Consider the following 18276-nt stretch of genomic DNA (forward strand, 5'->3'; position numbering starts at 1 on the left):
AATGAGAATGCGTCGCGATAAGGCGCTTTCCCGGCATCAAAGGTTCGCCCGCCCATGTATGTATGCATCTGCAACGCCCTGAAATGCTCGCAGTTCCGCGAGGCCGCGCAAGGCGGCGCGCAGGACGTGACGAGCGCGTTCAAGGCGTGCGGGGCCAAGCCGCGCTGCGGGCGCTGCTTTGAAGAGGCGGCCAGCCTGATCGAGCAATCGCTGGCGCCCATGGAGCCCATGCCGCACGCCATCGCCGCCGAATAGGGCTGGCTGCAAACGCCTCTTAGAAACAAAAGCAAACAAAATCAGGGGCTTGGGCTTTCGTCTTGGCGCTCCATCCTGTAGTCTGTGCGCAAATCAGGCAAACCGGCAGGAGGCGAGGGCCATGAAAGGCGATAGCGGCGTTATCGAGCATCTCAACAAGGCGCTCAAACTGGAGCTGACCACGGTCAACCAGTATTTCCTGCATGCCCGCATGTTCAAGAACTGGGGCTTCAACAAGATCGCCAAGATCGAGTACGAGGAATCCATCGACGAGATGAAGCATGCCGACATGCTCATTGACCGCATCCTCTTCCTCGAAGGCCTGCCTAATGTGCAGGATCTGGGCAAGGTGATGATCGGCGAGACGCTCAAAGAATGCCTGGAGCTTGATCTGAAGGCCGAACACAAGGCCCACCCGATCTACAAGGACGCCATCGCCCATTGCGAGGAAGTGCGCGATTACGGCTCACGCGACCTTCTGGAAGTGATCCTGAAATCCGAAGAAGAGCATATCGATTTTCTCGAAACCCAGCTCGAAATCATCGGCCGCATCGGCGAGGAGCGCTATATGCAGTCCATGCTGGGCGAGCAGGAGGCGGGGTAAGGCGGGCTGCCTGGCGGCGTCTTGGTCTAGCAGACGGAGGTCCCGGATAGCCGCTATGCAGCTTCCTGGATTTCAACGAACATATGCTTTTGAACTCCCGGAAAGCGCAGAGCGCTAATCGGGGACCTGTTGCAAGGTGAAGCGGCAGGTTCCCCTGCTACGCTCTCTCCGCACTTTTCTCTCCCTTCCCGCCTTGCCAGCGCGGCCCTGAACCGTTAAGTCCAGACCTCGTTACAGAATAACATTACGGCAGCGCGCCCACCGGCGCTGATCCTGCCGGTCTGGAGTTCTCTTGGATTCGGTGGCGCTCACGCTCGTTTTTGCCCTGCTGGCCGCCGGTGTGGTGCTGCTCACGCTCGCCGGCATGCGTTTTGCCGCGCGCTATACGCGTGCCCATTCGCCCCTGCTTGCCGCGTTCTCCGCCGGCCTCTTGCTGACCATCGCTATCCTGCATCTGATCCCGGAGTCGCTCGCCGGGTCGGATATCGCGCTGTGGATGGTCGCGGCGGGTCTGGGGCTCGGCATCGTGTTGCGCAGCCTGTCGGCACGAATCGCGCCTGACCGGGTAAAGGCCGCCGCGATGGCGCCCGTATTTGCGATTGCCCTGCACGCCAGCTTTGACGGGCTGACCTACACGATTGCCTTCGCTTCGGACTCCTTTTCCGGCCTCGCTGCGGGGGCGGGCCTGCTCCTGCACAAGCCCGCCGATGCTGCCGTGTGCTTCATCCTGTTGCAGCGCGCAGGTGTCAGCGATGGCCGCGCCGCATTCTGGTCCTTTGTGGCTGCGGGCGCTTCCACCCTGGTGTTTGCAGGCATTACCGCACCGTTTGCCGGCGCGTTGTCGCCTGCGCTGGTAGCGGGTCTGCTGGGGCTGGCCGCTGGCGTGCTGATCCATGTCTCGGCTGCGCATCTTCTGGTCCATGCGCGCACGGGCGGGCTTCGCCGCGCCGCGCCGATGGTGGTGCTGGGGATTGTCGCGGCAACTGGCCTGACGGCGGCGCACAGGGCCGGACACGACCATCACCACCACGCCCATGACCATGATCATGCGCATGACGATGCGCTGGTAATTTCTGCCGCGCCGCATTTCGGCCCTGTCGGCGGTCCAGCCTCATCCCGGAACGCTTCAGGCCCTGCCAGCGTTCACCGTGTGAGCCAATCAGGAGAGCAGCCATGAAACGCTTCATCCTTGCCTCGCTTCTGGCCGGAACGGCCCTTGCCCCCGCCTTCGCGCAGGAACACGAGCACCGCCACGCCGGAACCCATGTGCACGGGCTTGCCGAGCTGGCTGTTGCGATGAACCCGGACGGCACGCTGGTCGCGGAACTGGAAAGCCCGCTCTACAATCTCGCCGGATTTGAACGCGCACCGCGTGATGAGAGTGAGTATGCGCTGGTGGCGGCGGCTATAGCCGCGCTGGAGAGCGATGCCCGCCCTGCCTTCAACGCAGAGGCCGGCTGCGCACCGGGTGAAACGCAGCTCGAAGGCTTCCCGCCCGCGGGAGCCGAGGCCCCCGGTCACAACCATGATCACGAGCATATGGAGCATGATGGCGGGGAGGCGCATGACCACGCCCACGATCATGATCACGATCATCACGCGGATGATCATGACGAAGTGTCCGATGCAGCCGCGCACATGCACGATCATTACGGCGATCACAGCGAAGCCGAAACGCCGCCCCGGGACCACGCCCATGACCATGAACATGCGCAGGGTCACAGCGAGGATGATGGCGAGCCGCGCTATTCTGACGGCTTTGTGACCTGGACATTTGCCTGCACATCGCCAGATCGGCTGACCCGTATTGATGCGAGCGGCCTGTTCGACGGCTTTGAGCGTCTGGAGCGCATAAACATTCAGTTTTTCGATGGCGTTCGCAGTGCGTCGGACACGCTCACGCCAAGTTCCGCGGCGCTATCCATCCGCTAAAGACGTTATATTGTAACGTGTAAGCCGTGCTTGCCGCGAGCCGGGTGTGTGCACACATTCGGGCCATGGTGTTACGCACGCTTCTGATCAGCCTGTTTCTGACCGCCAGCCTTTTGGCGGGCGCCGCCCGTGCCGGTGACGGCGACAATGTCCGCTCCATCGTGTGGGCCGACCTGTTGCCCGAGGGCGAAAGCGAGCGCCTGTCGCGCCTGCAACAGATGCAGGCGGTCGAGCTGGGCTTTGATCATTTTGGAACCGAGCAGTTCCCGCAGATCATGAGCTTTGCTGCTGTGGAGGAGCTGGATGGACAGCGTGTGCGTCTGGGCGGATATATCCTGCCGTTTGACTATTTCTCCGGCGGCCGGGTGACCCGGTTCCTGCTGGTGCCTTATGTGGGTGCGTGCATTCATGTGCCGCCGCCCCCGCCCAACCAGCTTGTCTATGTGGAAACCTCCGAGCCGGTGGCCGTCGAGGGGCTGTGGGATCCGGTCTACGCCGAAGGCGTGCTGCGCATACAGCGCCAGGATACCGACCTTGCCAGCGTGGCCTATACGCTGGAGCTGGATTCAATCACGCCTTACCGGCCGTGATGGTGCCGCCGCGCAATTGCCCCATTAACGGACATTAACCGCCATTCTTGGCCGCTAGCCATGACAGGCCGGAGATGCCGACTCCGGCTTGGCGCGCGTCCGTGAGCATCAATCTTGCGAAGCGTGTGCCGGGATCCGCCCGGATGTCCCAGCGCGGCACACAAATCGCACTGAGGGGGGCGATGGAGCGCCAGCGCGGCGCCGTGGCGGGTCCCACCTCGCGCCAATAGAGCGCTTTGAATTCCCCGAGTTCCGAAATATGCTCGCCCCGACTCATCGAGGGGAAACTCATGCGCAAAACCATCATGTCCGGCCTTGCCGCGGCCGCGCTGGCAACGGGCGCTGCCCAGGCACAGATCAGCGAATTCCGTCTGGGCGTTGTCGCCCATGATCTGGCCCGCAATATCGAGGACGGGGTGCAGATAAGCGGGCAGATCGTATTCGACAGCCCGGATTTCCTGGCGCCGGTCTGGTCACCGCGCCCCTATCTTTACGGCTCGTTCAACTCGGCGGGTAATACCAATCTGGGGTCCGCGGGCTTCTTGTGGACCGGCAATTTCTCCGAGCGCTGGTCGGTCGATGGCGGTTTCGGCGTCGCCTACCATGATGGCGTGCGCGACGTGTCCCAATTGCCGCCGAGCGATCCGGACCGTATCCGTCTGGCCAATTCACGCGCTCTTCTGGGCTCGCGCTTCCTTTTCCACACCCAGCTGGGACTCGACTATGCCGTGACGCCCAGCGTGGCTGTGGGTGTGTATTACGAGCACTTCTCGAACGGGCAGATTCTCGGTCAGGGCCGCAATCAGGGCCTGGACGAAATCGGCGCACGCATCAGCTGGCGGTTCGGCCGCTAGCGGCTCTTCATTCGAACCATTCAGACCCGAGCGCCGGTCCCTGGGCATCAGGGGCCGGCGTTTCGCCGTTTGGATCGCTGCCGCGCGGCACATAGGTCCAGGCGCCAAGGATGTCCCAGCGCCCGGCACCAGGCGCGCGCACCTGCATGACATAGGCAAAGGCGCCGTCATCCAACGGGGCCCACCGCGCGCGCAAATCCTCGCGCACCGACCCTTCCTCGCCGCTGTCGCTCCAGCCGGTCATGACCAGCGCGCCATTGGCATCGATCTCCCCCGACAGGTCGTAATAGAAGAAATCGGGGTTATAGGTCTCGCGCCACTGGCCGGTATCGGGGTCAACGAAAAGGGCGCGCTGGAGCGTGTTGCCGTCGCCGCCCTCGACCATTTCCACGACTTCGCAGGCATCGGCATCAAGCACGTAATAGCTCTGCCCGCCATAGATGCCGGTCTGTTCGTAGCGGTTCCAGTCACCGGACAGGAAGACCAGCTCTTCCAGCGTGGCGGTGTCGCATTGCGCTGATGCTGCGCCGCTGAGGCCAGCTATACCCGCCAGCACGACAGGAATGGAAATTCTCATGACTGCGCCCTCCATGACAAAGCCCTGCTGGCAGGAATGAAGCCACAAAGCGGTGCAATCTGCCAGGGAAAACCGTGCCGGAGAGGGCGCATTCCGGGTGATCAGAAAAGGCCGCCGGGGCTGGCCGGGCCGGTTGTGCCTGCCGCCGGTGCGGCGCCGTTCGGATCAATGCCGCTGGGCACATAGGTCAGGAGCGCCCAGTCAGTCCAGGTGCCGGTTTCAGCATCATGTTGCTGGAAATGCTGGATCACGTGACCGTTCTCCAGTTTTTGCCAGCGCCCCCGGAAACCGGCGCTGCGATGACCTGCGCCGGGACGGAAATAGGTGATCTCGCCTTCAAGATGCATGGAGTCATCGCCATAGGGTGCGCCTGAATAGTCGATATGGACATTCGCGCTCACCCAGATCTGACGCCATTGGCCGGTATGGAGATCGACAAAGTTCAGGCTGTGCCCGTCCATTCCCGCGCGCACGGGCTGCCAGTGCTCGTGCAGGACACGCCCGCCGCCGCCCGCCGATATCCGGTTATGGCCCGCGAACGCGCCATCGGCCCCGTACACATTCCAGGCCCCTTCCCAGAAATCAAAGGCCGAGTGGACTGCGCTTCGAGAGCATCCGGACTGCTGGCTGTGCGCCGCCCCGGTCATAATGATGGAAAGCCCGGCACATCCGGCCAGAATGAGAGTCCTCGTCAGCATAGCCGGCGCTCCTTGCCTTCATGTGAGTCCAGCCTGGCCGATCTCTCCGGGCCGGGACAATCCACATTCACGTGAGCACGCGCACTTGCGGGCCGCGCCCGCGCCCTTTAAGCCGTCATTCCGCATATCAAGCGGAGTTTCTCTCATGGCCAATGTAGTCGTCGTCGGCGCCCAGTGGGGCGACGAGGGCAAGGGTAAGATCGTCGACTGGCTGTCCCTCAGGGCCGATGTTGTGGCGCGCTTCCAGGGCGGGCACAATGCCGGCCATACCCTCGTTGTTGACGGCGTGACCTACAAGCTCTCGCTGATGCCGTCGGGGGTCGTGCGCGGCAAGCTCTCGCTTCTGGGCAATGGTGTGGTGGTTGACCCGTGGGCGTTTCTCGCCGAGGTCGAGAAAGTTCAGGCTCAAGGCGTCGCCATTACGCCGGACCTTGTAAAGATTGCCGAAACGGCGGCCCTCATCCTGCCGGTCCATCGTGATCTCGACGGCTTCCGGGAAAACCGCGATGACGGCATGAAGATCGGCACGACGCGCCGGGGCATCGGGCCGGCCTATGAGGACAAGGTCGGCCGGCGCGCGGTGCGCGTGATTGATCTGGCCGACGAAAAGGGACTGCGCGCACGCATAGCCGACCTTCTGCACCATCATAACGCGCTGCGGCGCGGATATGGCGAGGCAGAGTACGCCGCCGAAGAGCTGGTCGCCTCGCTCCTCGAGATCGCGCCGAAAATCCTGCCCTATGCCGCGCCGGTCTGGCGCCTTCTGGATGATGCCATCGCTGATGGCCAGAAAGTCCTGTTCGAGGGCGCGCAAGGCGCCTTCCTGGACGTTGATCACGGCACCTATCCGTTCGTGACCAGCTCCAACACGGTGTCGGGCCAGGCCGCTGCCGGTACGGGCGTTGGCCCGGGCAAGACCGGCTATGTGCTGGGTATCGTGAAGGCCTATACCACGCGCGTGGGCGAAGGCCCGTTTCCGACCGAGCTGACCGACGAGACAGGCCGGTTGATCGGAGAGAAGGGCCATGAGTTCGGCACGGTCACCAGCCGCCAGCGCCGCTGCGGCTGGTTTGACGCGGTGCTGGTGCGCCAGTCTGCCAAGATCAACGGGCTTAACGGCATCGCGCTGACCAAGCTGGATGTGCTCGACGGGTTCAAGACACTGAAGGTCTGCACGGGCTATGAGCTTGACGGCGAGACCATTGACCGCCTGCCTGCCTCTACCGCCGATCAGGCGCGCGTGACGCCGGTCTACGAGGAGATGGAGGGGTGGAGCGGCTCCACGAAAGGCGCGCGCTCCTGGGCCGATCTGCCGGCCGAGGCGGTGAAATATGTGCGCCGGATCGAGGAGCTGATCGAGGCGCCGGTCGCCATGCTCTCCACCAGCCCGGAGCGCGAGGACGTGATCCTGATGCAGGATCCGTTCAGGGGGTGAGTTGGCCGTTCGTGGGATGCAGTTTGTCCTCCCCCGTTTACGGGGGAGGTGTCAGCGCAGCTGACGGAGGGGCGACCTTTCGTGCAATCCCCCCCGGCTCTTCGAGCCACTCCCCCCGTGAACGGGGGGAGAAAACGCGATAGTTGTTACTCCCCGACCCGCTCCAGGCCGGCCATTCGCCGTGCAATCCGGGCATGACCCTCGAGCTGGCGGGCGGTTTCCTCTGCTGACGGGTTCGTATCGGCAAGGTCCAGATCCGTGGTCCCGCCCAGCACGACCGAGCTGCGGCGCGGAAACATGTAGAGTATCCCGTTCTCATACGCCGTATAGGCATAGTCCAGCTCCGGCTGGGGCAGGAGCATGGTCAGCTGGCCTGCCATGGGGCGCAACTCATCATCGCCAAACACATCGCGCGCGCCGAGACCGGTACAGTTGACGATCACGCGTTCAGACAGGCGCGCAACGTCCGAGGGTGTCTCGAACCGCGCGGTCACTATGCGCCCGCCTGCGTTCTCGAAATCACTCATCAGGGCGCGCAGATAGATATCCGGATCGATCATCAGTACATGGTTTTCGGTCACCGATGGATAGCCGAACCAGCGATCGGGGTCGGTATGGCGCACAAGGCCGGGGTAGAGATGATCGAGCGGCTGGGGCTCTCTCGGAGCATCAGGTGTGCGCAGCGAGAAATCATACTGGCGCAGCCAGTACACCCCGTAACGCGGATCATTGGCGAAGTGCTGGAAGGCGCGCTGGCTGGTCCGGGCGGCATCGATGAAACGGGCCATGAAGGCCTCGTCGATCGATGTGCGGCGATAGAGGCTGGACGGCCCCCAGACCGCACCGGCGATATTGGAGGTGGTGTGGGGTGGCAGCGCCTCGGCATAGATGGTCACATCCATCCCCCGGCGGCGCAGAAGCAGGGCGGTCGTCAGCCCGATCACGCCGCAGCCCAGCACGGCCACGGAGCGCTCATTCGTGGCGGCCAGCAGCGCGCGCTCTGCTTCAGCGGCGGTGCCCCAGCTCATCGTCACGCCTGCGCCGCCATGGCCGTAGTGGTGAACAAGTGTCTTGCGCCGGTCAAAGCGCTCGGCGCGTACCACATAGCCCGCTTCGCGGAAGGGCCTGAGGCCCACCACCTGACGGATGATGCGGCGCGCGGAGATGTCGGCGGGCACGAAATTGGGCGGCTGGTCCAGCGAGGGCGTCAGCGCCGGGGCCCGGCCTGCCGATACCAGAGGCGCAGCTGCCAGGCCCAGCCCGGCACCGGAGAGGAGTTTCAGCGCGGAGCGGCGGTCCATGGGCAGGCCTCACTGGTTGGTCGAAGGCGCCAAGCCTGCCCCGGGACCGGCCAAAAATCTATTCGGCGTTCAGCATTTCCTCGCGGATACGCACCGCCGTGTCGGGAAAGTCTGTAAACACGCCATCGACGCCCAGTGCGAACAGGGCCCGCAACTCATCATCGGTATCGCCGTCTGCCAGAAGCGAAGGCGCATCGTCGCGGTGCGTCCAGGTATGGACCACGAGGCCCAGAGCGTGTGCGCGCTCCAGATAGCCCGTGCTGGAACCATCGGGGTTCAGCAGCAGGCCCTTGTATGCGCCGATGGCATCGGCAAATTCGGCCACCTGTTCCAGGCTGTAGCCATTCATGTCGCCGCCCGGCTCGCTGCCATAGTGCAGCATGGCCAGAGGCAGCGGCGTCATCGGGCGCAGGCGCTCCAGAAACGGTGCATCAAAGGACTGGATAATGACGAGGGCGGTATCGGTGTTGAGGCCGCGCGCCTCCAGCTCGGCGATCAGGATGGGGGCGGGATCGAGACCCATGGCGGTATGTTCGGCCGGTAGCTTGATTTCCGGCTCGACCGGGATTTCGCAGGCGCAGGCCGCTTCGGCCTCTGCAGCGAGATCGAGGAATTCGCCAAACGTCATCACCGTGTCGAGACCGTCATGTTCATCAGACCGGCCGGGATAGACCTGCCTTGCGCCAAGCGAGCGCAACTCCTCGGCGGTGAAGTCCATCACCCACCAGTCCTCGCGTCCCATCAGCTCGCGGCGGCGGTCGGCGAACTCGGGCCTGTCGGCCACGTCGGTAGAGGTTGAGAGATACGGGTCATGGCGTACGATCAGTACACCGTCGCGCGAGACCATGAGATCGGGTTCCAGGATGTCCGCGCCCTGTTCCAGCGCCAGCATATAGGCCGAACGGGTATGTTCGGGCCGATAACCGCTTGCGCCTCTGTGTGCGATGATGGCGGGCAGCTCACCGGTCAGCGTCGGGAAGGTGCCGATCTCGCGCGTGTCCTCGGCCAGCTGGCCTGTCACCTGCCCGGGCGTGCGTTCGGGCAGGGCGGGTTCGTCTGCCGGCGGCTCGCCTGCCGGATTGCAGGCGGCGAGCGCCACTAGCAGGGCGGGCAGGAGAAGACTGGTGCGCAAGATTGACATGGATGGCCCCCGGCTGGATTCGCTTCGGGCAGGAGGTTAGCTGCACCGGCGCGTGTTTGGCAGTGACAAATCCATGACGCGCACCCTCAGGGGCAAACGAAAGACGCCCACCGTTGCCGATGGGCGTCTTTGCATTCCGGCGGTGCGGAAAAATTAGTCGCGGCTCTCGATGCCGTGGCCCGAGGTGCGCTCGGCGATACGGGCGGACTTACCGCGGCGGTCGCGCAGATAGTAGAGCTTGGCGCGGCGCACATGGCCCTTGCGCTTCACTTCGATGCTTTCCACCAGCGGGGAGTAGAGCGGGAAGACGCGCTCGACGCCTTCGCCAAACGAGATCTTGCGCACGGTGAAGCTCTCATTGAGCCCGCCGCCTGAGCGCGCGATGCACACGCCTTCAAAGCGCTGGACGCGCTCGCGCTCGCCCTCGCGGATGCGCACGCCGACGATCAGCGTGTCACCGGCGGAAAATTCCGGGAGCACTTTCTCGCCAAGAACGCGCGCGGCTTCTTCCTGTTCGAGCTTCTGAATGAGGTTCATCTCGTCTCTCCATCCCGCCGCTGATATCTCGCCCAGAGATCCGGACGGCGGTCCTTCGTTGCCTGTTCTGCCTGCTCACGCCGCCAGTGAGCGACCTTTCCATGGTCGCCGCCCAGCAGCACGTCGGGGATCTCCCGCCCCTCCCACACCCGCGGGCGGGTGTATTGGGGATATTCGAGGAGATCACCCTCGAAACTCTCGTCTTCGGTTGATGCCATCTTGCCCAGTACGCCGGGGATTAGCCGCACGCACGCCTCGATGAGGTATTGCGCGGGTATCTCTCCACCGGCAAGGACGGCATCGCCGACGCTTACCTCTTCCATGCCGCGCGCCTCGATGACCCTCTGGTCGAAGCCTTCAAAGCGCCCGCATACCAAAATCACGCCCGGCCCTTCCGCCCACTCCCGGACCATGGTCTGAGAGAGCGGTTTGCCGCGCGGTGTGAGGCAGATCAGCGGGCGCGCATCGCGCTCCACACTGTCTACCGCCTCCGCAATCACATCCGGGCGCAGCACCATTCCAGGGCCGCCGCCAGCGGGGGTGTCATCAACGGAGGCGTGCTTATGACGGGAAAATGCGCGGATGTCCACCGTCTCTAGCGCCCATTTGCCCTCTTTGAGCGCAGTGCCGATCAGCGACACGCCAAGCGCGCCGGGAAAGGCTTCCGGATAGAGGGTGAGAACGGTGGCGGTGAAGGTCATGGGAGGGGGTGTATGCGCCAGCAGGCGCTACGGGGCAAGGGGGTGCGCTTACCCCGCATCGCACAGATTGGGAAGGGCAGACGGATCGGGCGGCGGCGTGGGCTGCTCGAGCCGCCTTCCCGGCATTACTATCACCCGGGATTCCGCTGACACCTGTTCATCCAGACAATACGCGGTGTCAGCTGGTGCGAACCGATAACGTTCTGCGGACACTCGCATGGCATCGGTGAGCAAGCGGATCACGAAGGTGCTGTTGTGATTGCTGATGCACTGTACGTCAGGCGCGGGGTCAGCGCCGTTGGCCGCAGGACGCAGAGCGAGTGCACACATCATGTGACGGGCGCGATTTTCAACTGCGCGGGCAGGGAAGACCGGCACGCCTCTGACAAGAACCTGACCGAGCGACGGTCTCCATGCACCGCCCTCCGCGCGCTCCATCAGCAATGTATCCGCCGTTTCATGGACAGCTCGATTGCCCCTGCTGGTGATACGCTGATGCGGCAATGGCAGATCCACCCTGGCAATCGCGGCTTCCGCGGCGGACTGGATAGCGGCGGCGTCTTCGTGATCTGCCGGGCAGGCCACGGTGAAGCCGGCTGGTCCCTGATCGGTTATATCGTCCCCCAGTGCCGTCAGAGTGCAAGTAACAGGCTGGGAAGCGGTCAGAGCGATTGCCAGTATCAGGATCATCGTGGCCGCCTATCCCGCTTCGCAGAGGTTTGGCAGCAAGTCCGGATCGGGAGCAGGAGGCGCTTCTTCCTGCTCGCCGGTGGCCCGGTCCAGCTGGGTGGCGGCAATCTCGAAGCGTCTGTCGTCGCAGTAGGAGGCGTTAACAGGCGCAAAGCGCCAGAGAGGCGCCAGTTGCATCATTGCTGCGGTTTGCTGGCGTACGACCGTATCTATTGCGGGGTTGCTGATACACGCTGCATTCGGCTGCGGATCCGCCCCGTTGGCGCCGGGCGTGAATCCGATCGCGCAGAGCATGTTGACCGATCCTCGCGCGGTGGTCCGCCCGGACAGTACAGGCGCTGCCTGCACCAGTGCCTGCGCGGGGGCAGGCTGCCAAACACCGCTTTCACTCTGCATGGTTATCTGGCGCGCCGCCCACAGCATGGGCGGCGGATTTCCGCCCTGACGGCGCGGGCGCGGCAGCGGCAGATCCATCGCGGCGATGGCGGCTTCTGTGGCGGCCTGGATAGCGGCGGCGTCTTCGTGATCTGCCGGGCAGGCTACGGTGAAGCCTGTGGGCCCACGTTGCTGGATGTCACGGCCCTGCGGGGTGAGACTGCACACTACCGGTTCGGATATCAGCGCCAAGGCACTTGCCAGTATCAGGATCATCGCGGGGGCCCCTTCACAACTTCCGGGGGAAGATTAGGCAGGCGGGCCAGGAACGCGCAAGCGCAAACAGACCCGGCGGCTACTCCTCCACGCCCTCATCACCGGCATCGATTGTCTCGGGCGGGTTGATGACGAGGCGGGATTTGGCAATCTCCACAACAGGCACGGCTTCGCGGGTGAAGGGGATGAAGAGCGCGCCTTCGGGGGTGGTGAGCTCCAGTATCTCGCCCGCACCGAAATCATGCACGGCCTTCACCCGGCCAGCCGGAGAGCCGTCCAGATGCTCTGCCGTCAGGCCGATCAGGTCTGAATAGTAGAACTCGTCCTCATCGGGCTCGGGCAGGGCGGCGCGCGGCACGTGCAGGAGCGTGCCCTTCATCGCCATGATCTGTTCGCGGGTGACCGGTTCCTTGAACGACACGATTACGGCCTCGCCGCCGGAGGACCGGGCGGTCTTGGGCGTGAGGATGGTCTTGCCATCCTTGTCCAGGAACGGGCCGTAGGAGGCGACATTGGCCGCCTCGCCAAAGGCGCGCAGCTTCGCCTCGCCCCTCACCCCATGGGCGCCGACAATGGCGGCAATGACGATGAGGGGGTTGGTCATGTCGTGGTGGTTTCCTGATATAATGCCCCTCGTTCTTCGAGACGCTGTCTTGCGAAAGCTCCTCAGGATGAGGGGCAATTTGCCTTGTGTCGAAACCTGATCCCTCATCCTGAGGAGGCCGAAGGCCGTCTCGAAGGGCGAGGGATCATAACTTCTGCGGCTTGAAGCCGCGTGAGGAAAGCTCCGGCAGCACGGAGAACTCCCCGCGTATCAGCGCTTCCTTCTTGGCCCGGCTCCAGCCTTTGATCTGGCGTTCGACCGAGATCGCCTCGGTGATGCGGTCAAACCCTTCGGAAAACACCAACTCTACGGGCAGGCGGCGCGACGTGTAATCGCCACCGACGCCCGCCTGATGCTCGCCGATACGCGGTCCCAAGTCTGACCCGCGCGCCGAGCCGGTGTAATATGAACCGTCAGCGCAACGCAGAATGTAGACCCAGGCGTTCATTGCTGCGCCTCAAACCCTCGTCCTTCGAGACGCTCGCTGGCGCTCGCCCTCAGGATGAGGGTTTGGTTTGATCGGCGCAATGTTGTCATTCCCTCATCCTGAGGGCCACCGCAAGGTGGCGTCTCGAAGGACGAGGGAATGACGACGTTGAGGCTGATTAAGCCTTTTCTTCTTCAGCCGGGGCTTCCTCGGCAGCGGCCTCTTCGGCCGGGGCCTCGGCGGCAGCTTCTTCAGCAGCCGGCTCTTCAGCAGCGGCTTCTTCAACCGCTTCCTCAGCCGGAGCGGCCTTGGCTTCGGCTTCAGCGGCCTTTTTGGCTTCTTCCTTCTCGGCGCGCTCGGCAGCGCGTTCCTTGGCGGCCTGACCCGGCTCGGCCTTTTTCGGGTTATTGCCCGCTTTCCAGTCATAGAGGCCTTCAGCGGCGAGGAAGCGCGCGACGCGGTCGGTCGGCTTGGCGCCTTTCTTGATCCATTCGGCGGCTTTCTCGGCGTCGAAGGTCACGCGCTCGGCGTGGTCTTTCGGCAGCATCGGGTTGTAGGAACCGATACGCTCGATGAAGCGGCCATCGCGGGGATCGCGGCTGTCAGCCACGACGATGCGGTAGTAAGGGCGTTTCTTGGCGCCCGCGCGGGCGAGACGGATTTTAACAGCCATGGTGTGAAGTCCTTTTGGTGTTGAAACGATTATTTCTTCTTCGGGAAGCCGGGCGGCAGGCCATCAGGCCCCAAAGGTGCGCCAGTGCCCGGCAGGCCCGGCAAACCACTTAATCCCGTTGGGGATTTTCCTTTCAGCAGGTCATCGGCAGCGCCCCCGAGGCCGCCACCAAGCCCTCCCAGACCGCCGCCCATGCCAGCGCCCATTCCGGGGGGCATGCGCCCGCCCGGCATGCCGGGAAGGCCCTTGCCCTTGCCGGCGCGCTTCATCATGTCGGCCATCTGGATATGCATTTTCAAAAGCCGGTTCACCTCCGGCACGCCGACGCCCGCGCCGGCCGCGATGCGCTTTTTCCGGCTGGCTTTCAGGATATCGGGTTTCGCCCGTTCCTGCGGCGTCATGGAAAGGATGATGGCTTCCTGGCGTTTCAGCGCCTTGTCATCAAACCCGCTGGCGGCGGCCTGCGCCTTCATCTGCTTGTTCATGCCGGGCAGCAGGCCCATGATGCCGCCAAGCCCGCCCATTTTCTGCAGCTGGACCAGCTGATCGCGCAGATCATTGAGGTCGAACTTGCCCTTCGCCATCTTTTTGGCGAGGGCTTCGGCCTTCTCATGGTCAATCTCGGCGGCGGCCTTTTCCACCAGCGAGACGATATCGCCGCGTCCGAGAATGCGGCCCGCAAGGCGTTTCGCATCGAAGGCATCAAGGCCATCGATCTTCTCTGACGTGCCGAGAAACTTGATCGGCAGGCCGGTGACCCAGCGCATGGAGAGGGCCGCGCCGCCGCGCCCGTCACCATCCATGCGGGTGAGAACAAGCCCGGTCAGTTTCAGCCGCTCATTGAAGCGCTTGGCGGTTTCCACCGCGTCCTGACCGGTCAGCGCATCGGCGACCAGCAATATCTCGCGCGGACGGGTCTCGGAGGCGATTTTCGCCGCCTCGCCCATCATCTCCTCGTCCAGCGTGGTGCGGCCTGCGGTGTCGAGGATGACGACGTCAAAGCCCTGCAGGCGGGCCGAACTCATCGCCCGGCGCGCGATCTCAACGGCTGTCTGGCCCGCAACGATGGGCAGGCTCGGCACGCCGGCCTTCTCGGCCATCTGGGCAAGCTGCTCCATGGCGGCCGGGCGGCGCGTGTCGAGCGAGGCGACGAGCACCTTCTTCTTCTCGCGCTCCGCAATGCGCTTGGCGATCTTGGCGGTGGTGGTGGTCTTGCCCGAGCCCTGCAGGCCGGCCATGAGGATGGCGATGGGCGGCTCGCCTTCCAGCGACAGACGCTCCGGCTCGCTGTCACCGCCCAGCAGTTCCACCAGCCCGTCATGGACGATCTTGATGACCTGCTGGCCGGGCGCGACCGAGCGGATGACCGCCTCGCCAACCGCTTTTTCCCGGACCTTGGAGATAAAATCCTTCACCGCAGGCAGGGCGACATCGGCTTCCAGCAGCGCAACGCGGATTTCGCGCAGCGCCGCGTCCACGTCCTTTTCAGACAGCGCGCCCCGGCCGGTGATCCGGTCGAATACGCCTGACAGTCTTTCGCTCAGCGCGTCGAACATGTTGCCGTCCAAACCCTTGGTCTGCATACCGCGCAAACGCAAAACCACCCCGCCGGGCGAGCCTTCGCCGGGCAGGGCACCTTCCCAGCCTCCGGGAGTTGTTCCGCCCCGTCGATGCGGGAAGCGGCTCCGTGTGCTGGCAAGGCAAGCGGTTAGTGCGCTTGCTTATGAGGGCGTGGCATTACGCGCGGGACGGCCAAGAGTCAAGGAAAGAGGGGCTTTACCTGTTTGCCCGCCCTCGTGCTTCGAGACACCGCCTGACGGCGGCCCTCAGCATGAGGGCTGTGTATGTGCTTACTCCCCCTCATCCTGAGGGCGAACGAAGTGAGCGTCTCGAAGGACGAGGGGGTTATTCCGCCAGCCGGTCCAGTATGCGCGCCCAGGAGCGTATGCCCTTGCGGAAGCTTTCCAGCTCATACTTCTCGTTCGGGCTGTGGATATTGTCGTCCTCAAGGCCGAAGCCCGCGAGGATGGTATCCATCCCCAGATGCCGCTTGAAATCGCCCACAATGGGGATGGAGCCGCCACAGCCCATGAGAGCCGGCTCGGTCTCCCACTCATCGCGCAGCGCCTCCAAACACGCCTGCAGGGCCGGATTGGTCACGTCCACGGAGAGGGCTGGCGCGCCGGTATCGCGGCGCGCGAATACGGCCTCACAGTCGGCGGGCAGGCGGCTCGTCACATGCGCCTCAAACGCCTTCCACACTTTTTCCGGGTCCTGACCTGGCACCAGGCGGAAGGAGATTTTCGCGCTGGCCTCGGCCGGGATCACGGTCTTGAAGCCTTCGCCGGTATACCCGCCCTTGATGCCGTTGATTTCGGCGGTGGGCCGCGTCCAGATCTGTTCGAGCACCATGCGGCCTTCTTCCCCTGCGGGCACGGAGAGGCCGATATCGCCGAGGAAGCGGCTTTCAGAGAAGTTCAGCGCCTTCCATTGTTCCAGCACGGGCGCAGGCACGTCCTCCACGCCATCATAGAAGCCCGGCAAGGTCACCCGGCCCGTCTCGTCATGAAGATCGCCGAGGATCTGCGTCAGCAGGGTGATCGGGTTGCGCGCCGCGCCGCCATAGAGCCCGGAATGGAGATCGCGGCTCGCAGCCTTCAGGGTCACTTCGCCTGCCGTCATGCCGCGAAGGCTCGCCGTGATGGCGGGCGTCTTGCGGTCCCACATATTGGTGTCGCACACGAGGGCAAAGTCCGCCTTGATCTCCTCGCCATGCTCGGTCAGCCAGGGCTCAAGGCTGGGGGAGCCGCTTTCCTCCTCGCCCTCGAAGAAGATCGTCACCTTGCAGGGGAGCGATCCGGTCTCTTCCTTCCAGGCGCGGCAGGCCTCGATGAAGGTGCGCAGCTGGCCCTTGTCATCGGCGGCGCCGCGCGCGCGGATGTATTTCGATCCATCGGCTCTGGTCTTGATCTCCGGCTCGAACGGGTCAGCTTCCCACAGCTCCAGCGGATCAACGGGTTGCACATCATAATGGCCGTAAAAGAGCACGTGGGGCGCATCGGCTGTCGCCCCCTCATGGTGGGCCACGACAAAGGGATGGCCAATCGCCGGCGCAACGCGGGCGTCAAAGCCAAGGCCCTTAAGCTCATCGGCAAGGCTCTGCGCGGCCTTCAGGCACTCATCCTTGTAGGCCGGATCGGTGGAGATGGACTGGATGCGCAAGAGCTGGTCATAGCGCGCCAATGCCGCGTCGAAATCCGCCTCCTGACGGGCCAGAACCGCGTCCAGCGTGCTGGATGATTTGGTGTGTCCGTCCATGGCGGTCTCTCCGGTGGCGAAGGGTGGTGTAAGGCGTGAGGGCCTTACTTAAGCCCCGGCGGAGAGGCGGGCAAGGATGGGGGGCGGCGTTAAAACCAGCGTTAGCTAATTGAAATTAATTTCGAAGCAGCTCGTAGTCGAGCGATTGTGCGACGTAAAAAAAGAAGGCTGGTATGGCTGACCGAAAGAACCAGCATTTTGTGCCCAGAACGCTTTTGAAGCCTTGGACTTTAGAGTGCAGTGGCAAGGCAATAAATTTGTTTAATATTAGATTAAAAAATGGAATTCAAAATGCACCAGTAAAAAATCAATGCTCAAAGAATTATTTTTATGGGAAAGATCTGAGGTTAGAGAAATTCCTTGGAGTTGTTGAAGGAATATTCTCAGAAATTATAAGAGGGCTGCCTACCGCCAATAATTTAGAGTTGGGACAGCATCTGTCGATACTGCGAGAGTTTTGTTTTCTTCAGCATCTGCGGACTGAGAGGTCGCTTGCCGAAGAGGCGGTGATGTTGCGAGAGATGTATGATCGGATATTTCACAATGCGTTGCCCGAGGGACATAATGTCCCAACCCACGAAAGAATTGTCGAGGAGTCTATGCAGCGCTGGCATGAAACAGTTAAATATACAATAGATCTAAAAGGGGTTTTTATTTTAAACAATAGCAATACTCCATTTATCATATCGGACGACCCTGCTATTCATACAAATAAATTTCATATAAGAAGGTTACGCAGTACAAACTTCGGGATTCAAAACTCAGGTATGATATTGACTATGCCGCTCTCACCTAGAATGGCCGTGATGTTCTATGATGGGGATGTATATACAGTTCCAGATAAAAATGGATTTAAATTGACAATGAGTTCAGATGCTGATGTCAAGGCCCTAAATGAGCTACAATACTTAAAAGCAAATGCAAATATATACTTTGCAGATTGGAATAAATTAGAAATTATTCGGGAGGAATTCTGTGATATTGTAGAAAGAAGGTTGCCCGTCCATTTTCGATTGAATCTGTTGGTTCCAGTAGAAGGCAAGGAGGGTGTCTTTAAGATGGCAGACGATCAGTCGGCAAATCCAGCTGGTCGGAGTATGATCCACATTGAGAGTGTCTCGTTTCAACCCCGTTCGTGGCCATCACAATTGCGCTTTAGATCGAAGATGTTTGGCTACTCCGACGGAAGCAGCGCCGGGCTTTTACGGCATCAATGGGCGATAGAAGCGGGCATGGATAAGAGAAACAAGGTCAAGCTGTAGGCACCCCACCTTCCCATTTCCTCCCT

The 18276-nt window shown here is 62.5% G+C and carries 20 protein-coding genes and 2 pseudogenes; 9 read left to right on the top strand and 13 right to left on the bottom strand.

Features of this window, described 5'->3' with window-relative positions; translation table 11 throughout:
- The first annotated feature begins 54 nt into the window (after positions 1-54).
- From IEV75_RS00780 to IEV75_RS00805, 6 genes are all read left to right on the top strand, one after another.
- Positions 55-255, top strand: coding sequence for a (2Fe-2S)-binding protein (locus tag IEV75_RS00780; protein WP_188450640.1), 201 nt, complete (start codon positions 55-57; stop codon positions 253-255).
- Positions 256-376: 121 nt separating this feature from the next.
- On the top strand, positions 377-859 hold the full coding sequence (gene bfr, locus IEV75_RS00785; RefSeq protein ID WP_188450641.1) for a bacterioferritin: 483 nt from the start codon (positions 377-379) through the stop codon (positions 857-859).
- 301 nt (positions 860-1160) lie between these two features.
- Positions 1161-2036, top strand: coding sequence for a ZIP family metal transporter (locus IEV75_RS00790; RefSeq protein ID WP_188450642.1), 876 nt, complete (start codon positions 1161-1163; stop codon positions 2034-2036).
- Entirely contained in the window at positions 2033-2791 is a 759-nt protein-coding gene (locus tag IEV75_RS00795) for a ZrgA family zinc uptake protein (protein ID WP_188450643.1), read from the top strand. The genes IEV75_RS00790 and IEV75_RS00795 overlap by 4 nt, the downstream gene beginning before the upstream one ends.
- 65 nt (positions 2792-2856) lie before the next feature.
- Positions 2857-3381: a DUF3299 domain-containing protein gene (locus tag IEV75_RS00800; protein WP_188450644.1), complete on the top strand. Its 525-nt coding sequence runs from the start codon at positions 2857-2859 to the stop codon at positions 3379-3381.
- Between the two features lie 290 nt (positions 3382-3671).
- Entirely contained in the window at positions 3672-4235 is a 564-nt protein-coding gene (locus IEV75_RS00805) for an acyloxyacyl hydrolase (RefSeq protein WP_188450645.1), read from the top strand.
- 7 nt (positions 4236-4242) lie between these two features.
- Here IEV75_RS00805 and IEV75_RS00810 read toward each other — a convergent pair whose 3' ends face one another.
- Positions 4243-4812: a hypothetical protein gene (locus IEV75_RS00810; protein WP_188450646.1), complete on the bottom strand. Its 570-nt coding sequence runs from the start codon at positions 4810-4812 to the stop codon at positions 4243-4245.
- A 101-nt stretch (positions 4813-4913) separates the two neighbouring features.
- On the bottom strand, positions 4914-5510 hold the full coding sequence (locus IEV75_RS00815; protein ID WP_188450647.1) for a hypothetical protein: 597 nt from the start codon (positions 5508-5510) through the stop codon (positions 4914-4916).
- 145 nt (positions 5511-5655) lie between these two features.
- Here IEV75_RS00815 and IEV75_RS00820 point away from each other — a divergent pair, with 145 nt between their 5' ends.
- Positions 5656-6945 carry an adenylosuccinate synthase gene (locus IEV75_RS00820; protein WP_188450648.1) on the top strand — a complete coding sequence of 430 codons (1290 nt, stop codon included), beginning with the start codon at positions 5656-5658 and terminating at the stop codon, positions 6943-6945.
- Between the two features lie 146 nt (positions 6946-7091).
- Here the strand turns inward: IEV75_RS00820 and IEV75_RS00825 are convergent, their stop codons facing one another.
- From IEV75_RS00825 to rimM, 7 genes are all read right to left on the bottom strand, one after another.
- Positions 7092-8246, bottom strand: coding sequence for an FAD-dependent oxidoreductase (locus tag IEV75_RS00825; RefSeq protein WP_188450649.1), 1155 nt, complete (start codon positions 8244-8246; stop codon positions 7092-7094).
- 58 nt (positions 8247-8304) lie between these two features.
- Positions 8305-9387: a glycerophosphodiester phosphodiesterase family protein gene (locus tag IEV75_RS00830; protein ID WP_188450650.1), complete on the bottom strand. Its 1083-nt coding sequence runs from the start codon at positions 9385-9387 to the stop codon at positions 8305-8307.
- A gap of 153 nt (positions 9388-9540) precedes the next feature.
- On the bottom strand, positions 9541-9924 hold the full coding sequence (gene rplS, locus IEV75_RS00835) for a 50S ribosomal protein L19 (RefSeq protein ID WP_188450651.1): 384 nt from the start codon (positions 9922-9924) through the stop codon (positions 9541-9543).
- Positions 9921-10625 (bottom strand): tRNA (guanosine(37)-N1)-methyltransferase TrmD, encoded by a 705-nt coding sequence (gene trmD / locus IEV75_RS00840; protein ID WP_188450652.1) that lies wholly within the window; start codon positions 10623-10625, stop codon positions 9921-9923. The genes rplS and trmD overlap by 4 nt, the downstream gene beginning before the upstream one ends.
- Positions 10626-10673: 48 nt before the next feature.
- Positions 10674-11315, bottom strand: coding sequence for a hypothetical protein (locus IEV75_RS00845; protein ID WP_188450653.1), 642 nt, complete (start codon positions 11313-11315; stop codon positions 10674-10676).
- Positions 11316-11324: 9 nt separating this feature from the next.
- Positions 11325-11966 carry a hypothetical protein gene (locus IEV75_RS00850; protein WP_188450654.1) on the bottom strand — a complete coding sequence of 214 codons (642 nt, stop codon included), beginning with the start codon at positions 11964-11966 and terminating at the stop codon, positions 11325-11327.
- A 79-nt stretch (positions 11967-12045) separates the two neighbouring features.
- A complete protein-coding gene (rimM, locus tag IEV75_RS00855) occupies positions 12046-12570 on the bottom strand; it encodes a ribosome maturation factor RimM (RefSeq protein ID WP_188450655.1) in 525 nt (174 codons plus the stop codon).
- Between the two features lie 161 nt (positions 12571-12731).
- Between rimM and IEV75_RS14020 the strand changes: the two are divergent.
- Positions 12732-12800, top strand: a pseudogene (locus tag IEV75_RS14020) (hypothetical protein); the annotation flags it as partial.
- Between the two features lie 2 nt (positions 12801-12802).
- Here the strand turns inward: IEV75_RS14020 and IEV75_RS00860 are convergent.
- From IEV75_RS00860 to IEV75_RS00875, 4 genes and pseudogenes are all read right to left on the bottom strand, one after another.
- Positions 12803-13018, bottom strand: a pseudogene (locus IEV75_RS00860) (GIY-YIG nuclease family protein); the annotation flags it as partial.
- Positions 13019-13175: 157 nt separating this feature from the next.
- A complete protein-coding gene (gene rpsP, locus IEV75_RS14025; protein ID WP_188450657.1) occupies positions 13176-13670 on the bottom strand; it encodes a 30S ribosomal protein S16 in 495 nt (164 codons plus the stop codon).
- A 29-nt stretch (positions 13671-13699) separates the two neighbouring features.
- Positions 13700-15226, bottom strand: coding sequence for a signal recognition particle protein (ffh, locus tag IEV75_RS00870; RefSeq protein ID WP_188450658.1), 1527 nt, complete (start codon positions 15224-15226; stop codon positions 13700-13702).
- A gap of 349 nt (positions 15227-15575) precedes the next feature.
- Complete coding sequence (locus IEV75_RS00875; protein ID WP_188450659.1) at positions 15576-16988, bottom strand: M20/M25/M40 family metallo-hydrolase; 1413 nt, start codon at positions 16986-16988, stop codon at positions 15576-15578.
- Positions 16989-17161: 173 nt separating this feature from the next.
- Between IEV75_RS00875 and IEV75_RS00880 the strand changes: the two genes are divergently transcribed.
- Positions 17162-18250 (top strand): DUF4238 domain-containing protein, encoded by a 1089-nt coding sequence (locus tag IEV75_RS00880; protein ID WP_188450660.1) that lies wholly within the window; start codon positions 17162-17164, stop codon positions 18248-18250.
- Positions 18251-18276 lie beyond the last annotated feature (26 nt).

The sequence above is a fragment of the Glycocaulis albus genome, assembly GCF_014639075.1.
Lineage (GTDB): Bacteria > Pseudomonadota > Alphaproteobacteria > Caulobacterales > Maricaulaceae > Glycocaulis > Glycocaulis albus.

Bases quoted from the DNA above. Each gene is read 5' to 3' on its own strand.
- IEV75_RS00780 (WP_188450640.1), top strand. From the start codon at position 55: ATGTATGTATGCATCTGCAACGCCCTGAAATGCTCGCAGTTCCGCGAG.
- bfr (WP_188450641.1), top strand. From the start codon at position 377: ATGAAAGGCGATAGCGGCGTTATCGAGCATCTCAACAAGGCGCTCAAA.
- IEV75_RS00795 (WP_188450643.1), top strand. From the start codon at position 2,033: ATGAAACGCTTCATCCTTGCCTCGCTTCTGGCCGGAACGGCCCTTGCC.
- IEV75_RS00800 (WP_188450644.1), top strand. From the start codon at position 2,857: ATGGTGTTACGCACGCTTCTGATCAGCCTGTTTCTGACCGCCAGCCTT.
- IEV75_RS00805 (WP_188450645.1), top strand. From the start codon at position 3,672: ATGCGCAAAACCATCATGTCCGGCCTTGCCGCGGCCGCGCTGGCAACG.
- IEV75_RS00810 (WP_188450646.1), bottom strand. From the start codon at position 4,812: ATGAGAATTTCCATTCCTGTCGTGCTGGCGGGTATAGCTGGCCTCAGC.
- IEV75_RS00815 (WP_188450647.1), bottom strand. From the start codon at position 5,510: ATGCTGACGAGGACTCTCATTCTGGCCGGATGTGCCGGGCTTTCCATC.
- IEV75_RS00820 (WP_188450648.1), top strand. From the start codon at position 5,656: ATGGCCAATGTAGTCGTCGTCGGCGCCCAGTGGGGCGACGAGGGCAAG.
- IEV75_RS00825 (WP_188450649.1), bottom strand. From the start codon at position 8,246: ATGGACCGCCGCTCCGCGCTGAAACTCCTCTCCGGTGCCGGGCTGGGC.
- IEV75_RS00830 (WP_188450650.1), bottom strand. From the start codon at position 9,387: ATGTCAATCTTGCGCACCAGTCTTCTCCTGCCCGCCCTGCTAGTGGCG.
- rplS (WP_188450651.1), bottom strand. From the start codon at position 9,924: ATGAACCTCATTCAGAAGCTCGAACAGGAAGAAGCCGCGCGCGTTCTT.
- trmD (WP_188450652.1), bottom strand. From the start codon at position 10,625: ATGACCTTCACCGCCACCGTTCTCACCCTCTATCCGGAAGCCTTTCCC.
- IEV75_RS00845 (WP_188450653.1), bottom strand. From the start codon at position 11,315: ATGATCCTGATACTGGCAATCGCTCTGACCGCTTCCCAGCCTGTTACT.
- IEV75_RS00850 (WP_188450654.1), bottom strand. From the start codon at position 11,966: ATGATCCTGATACTGGCAAGTGCCTTGGCGCTGATATCCGAACCGGTA.
- rimM (WP_188450655.1), bottom strand. From the start codon at position 12,570: ATGACCAACCCCCTCATCGTCATTGCCGCCATTGTCGGCGCCCATGGG.
- rpsP (WP_188450657.1), bottom strand. From the start codon at position 13,670: ATGGCTGTTAAAATCCGTCTCGCCCGCGCGGGCGCCAAGAAACGCCCT.
- ffh (WP_188450658.1), bottom strand. From the start codon at position 15,226: ATGTTCGACGCGCTGAGCGAAAGACTGTCAGGCGTATTCGACCGGATC.
- IEV75_RS00875 (WP_188450659.1), bottom strand. From the start codon at position 16,988: ATGGACGGACACACCAAATCATCCAGCACGCTGGACGCGGTTCTGGCC.
- IEV75_RS00880 (WP_188450660.1), top strand. From the start codon at position 17,162: ATGGCTGACCGAAAGAACCAGCATTTTGTGCCCAGAACGCTTTTGAAG.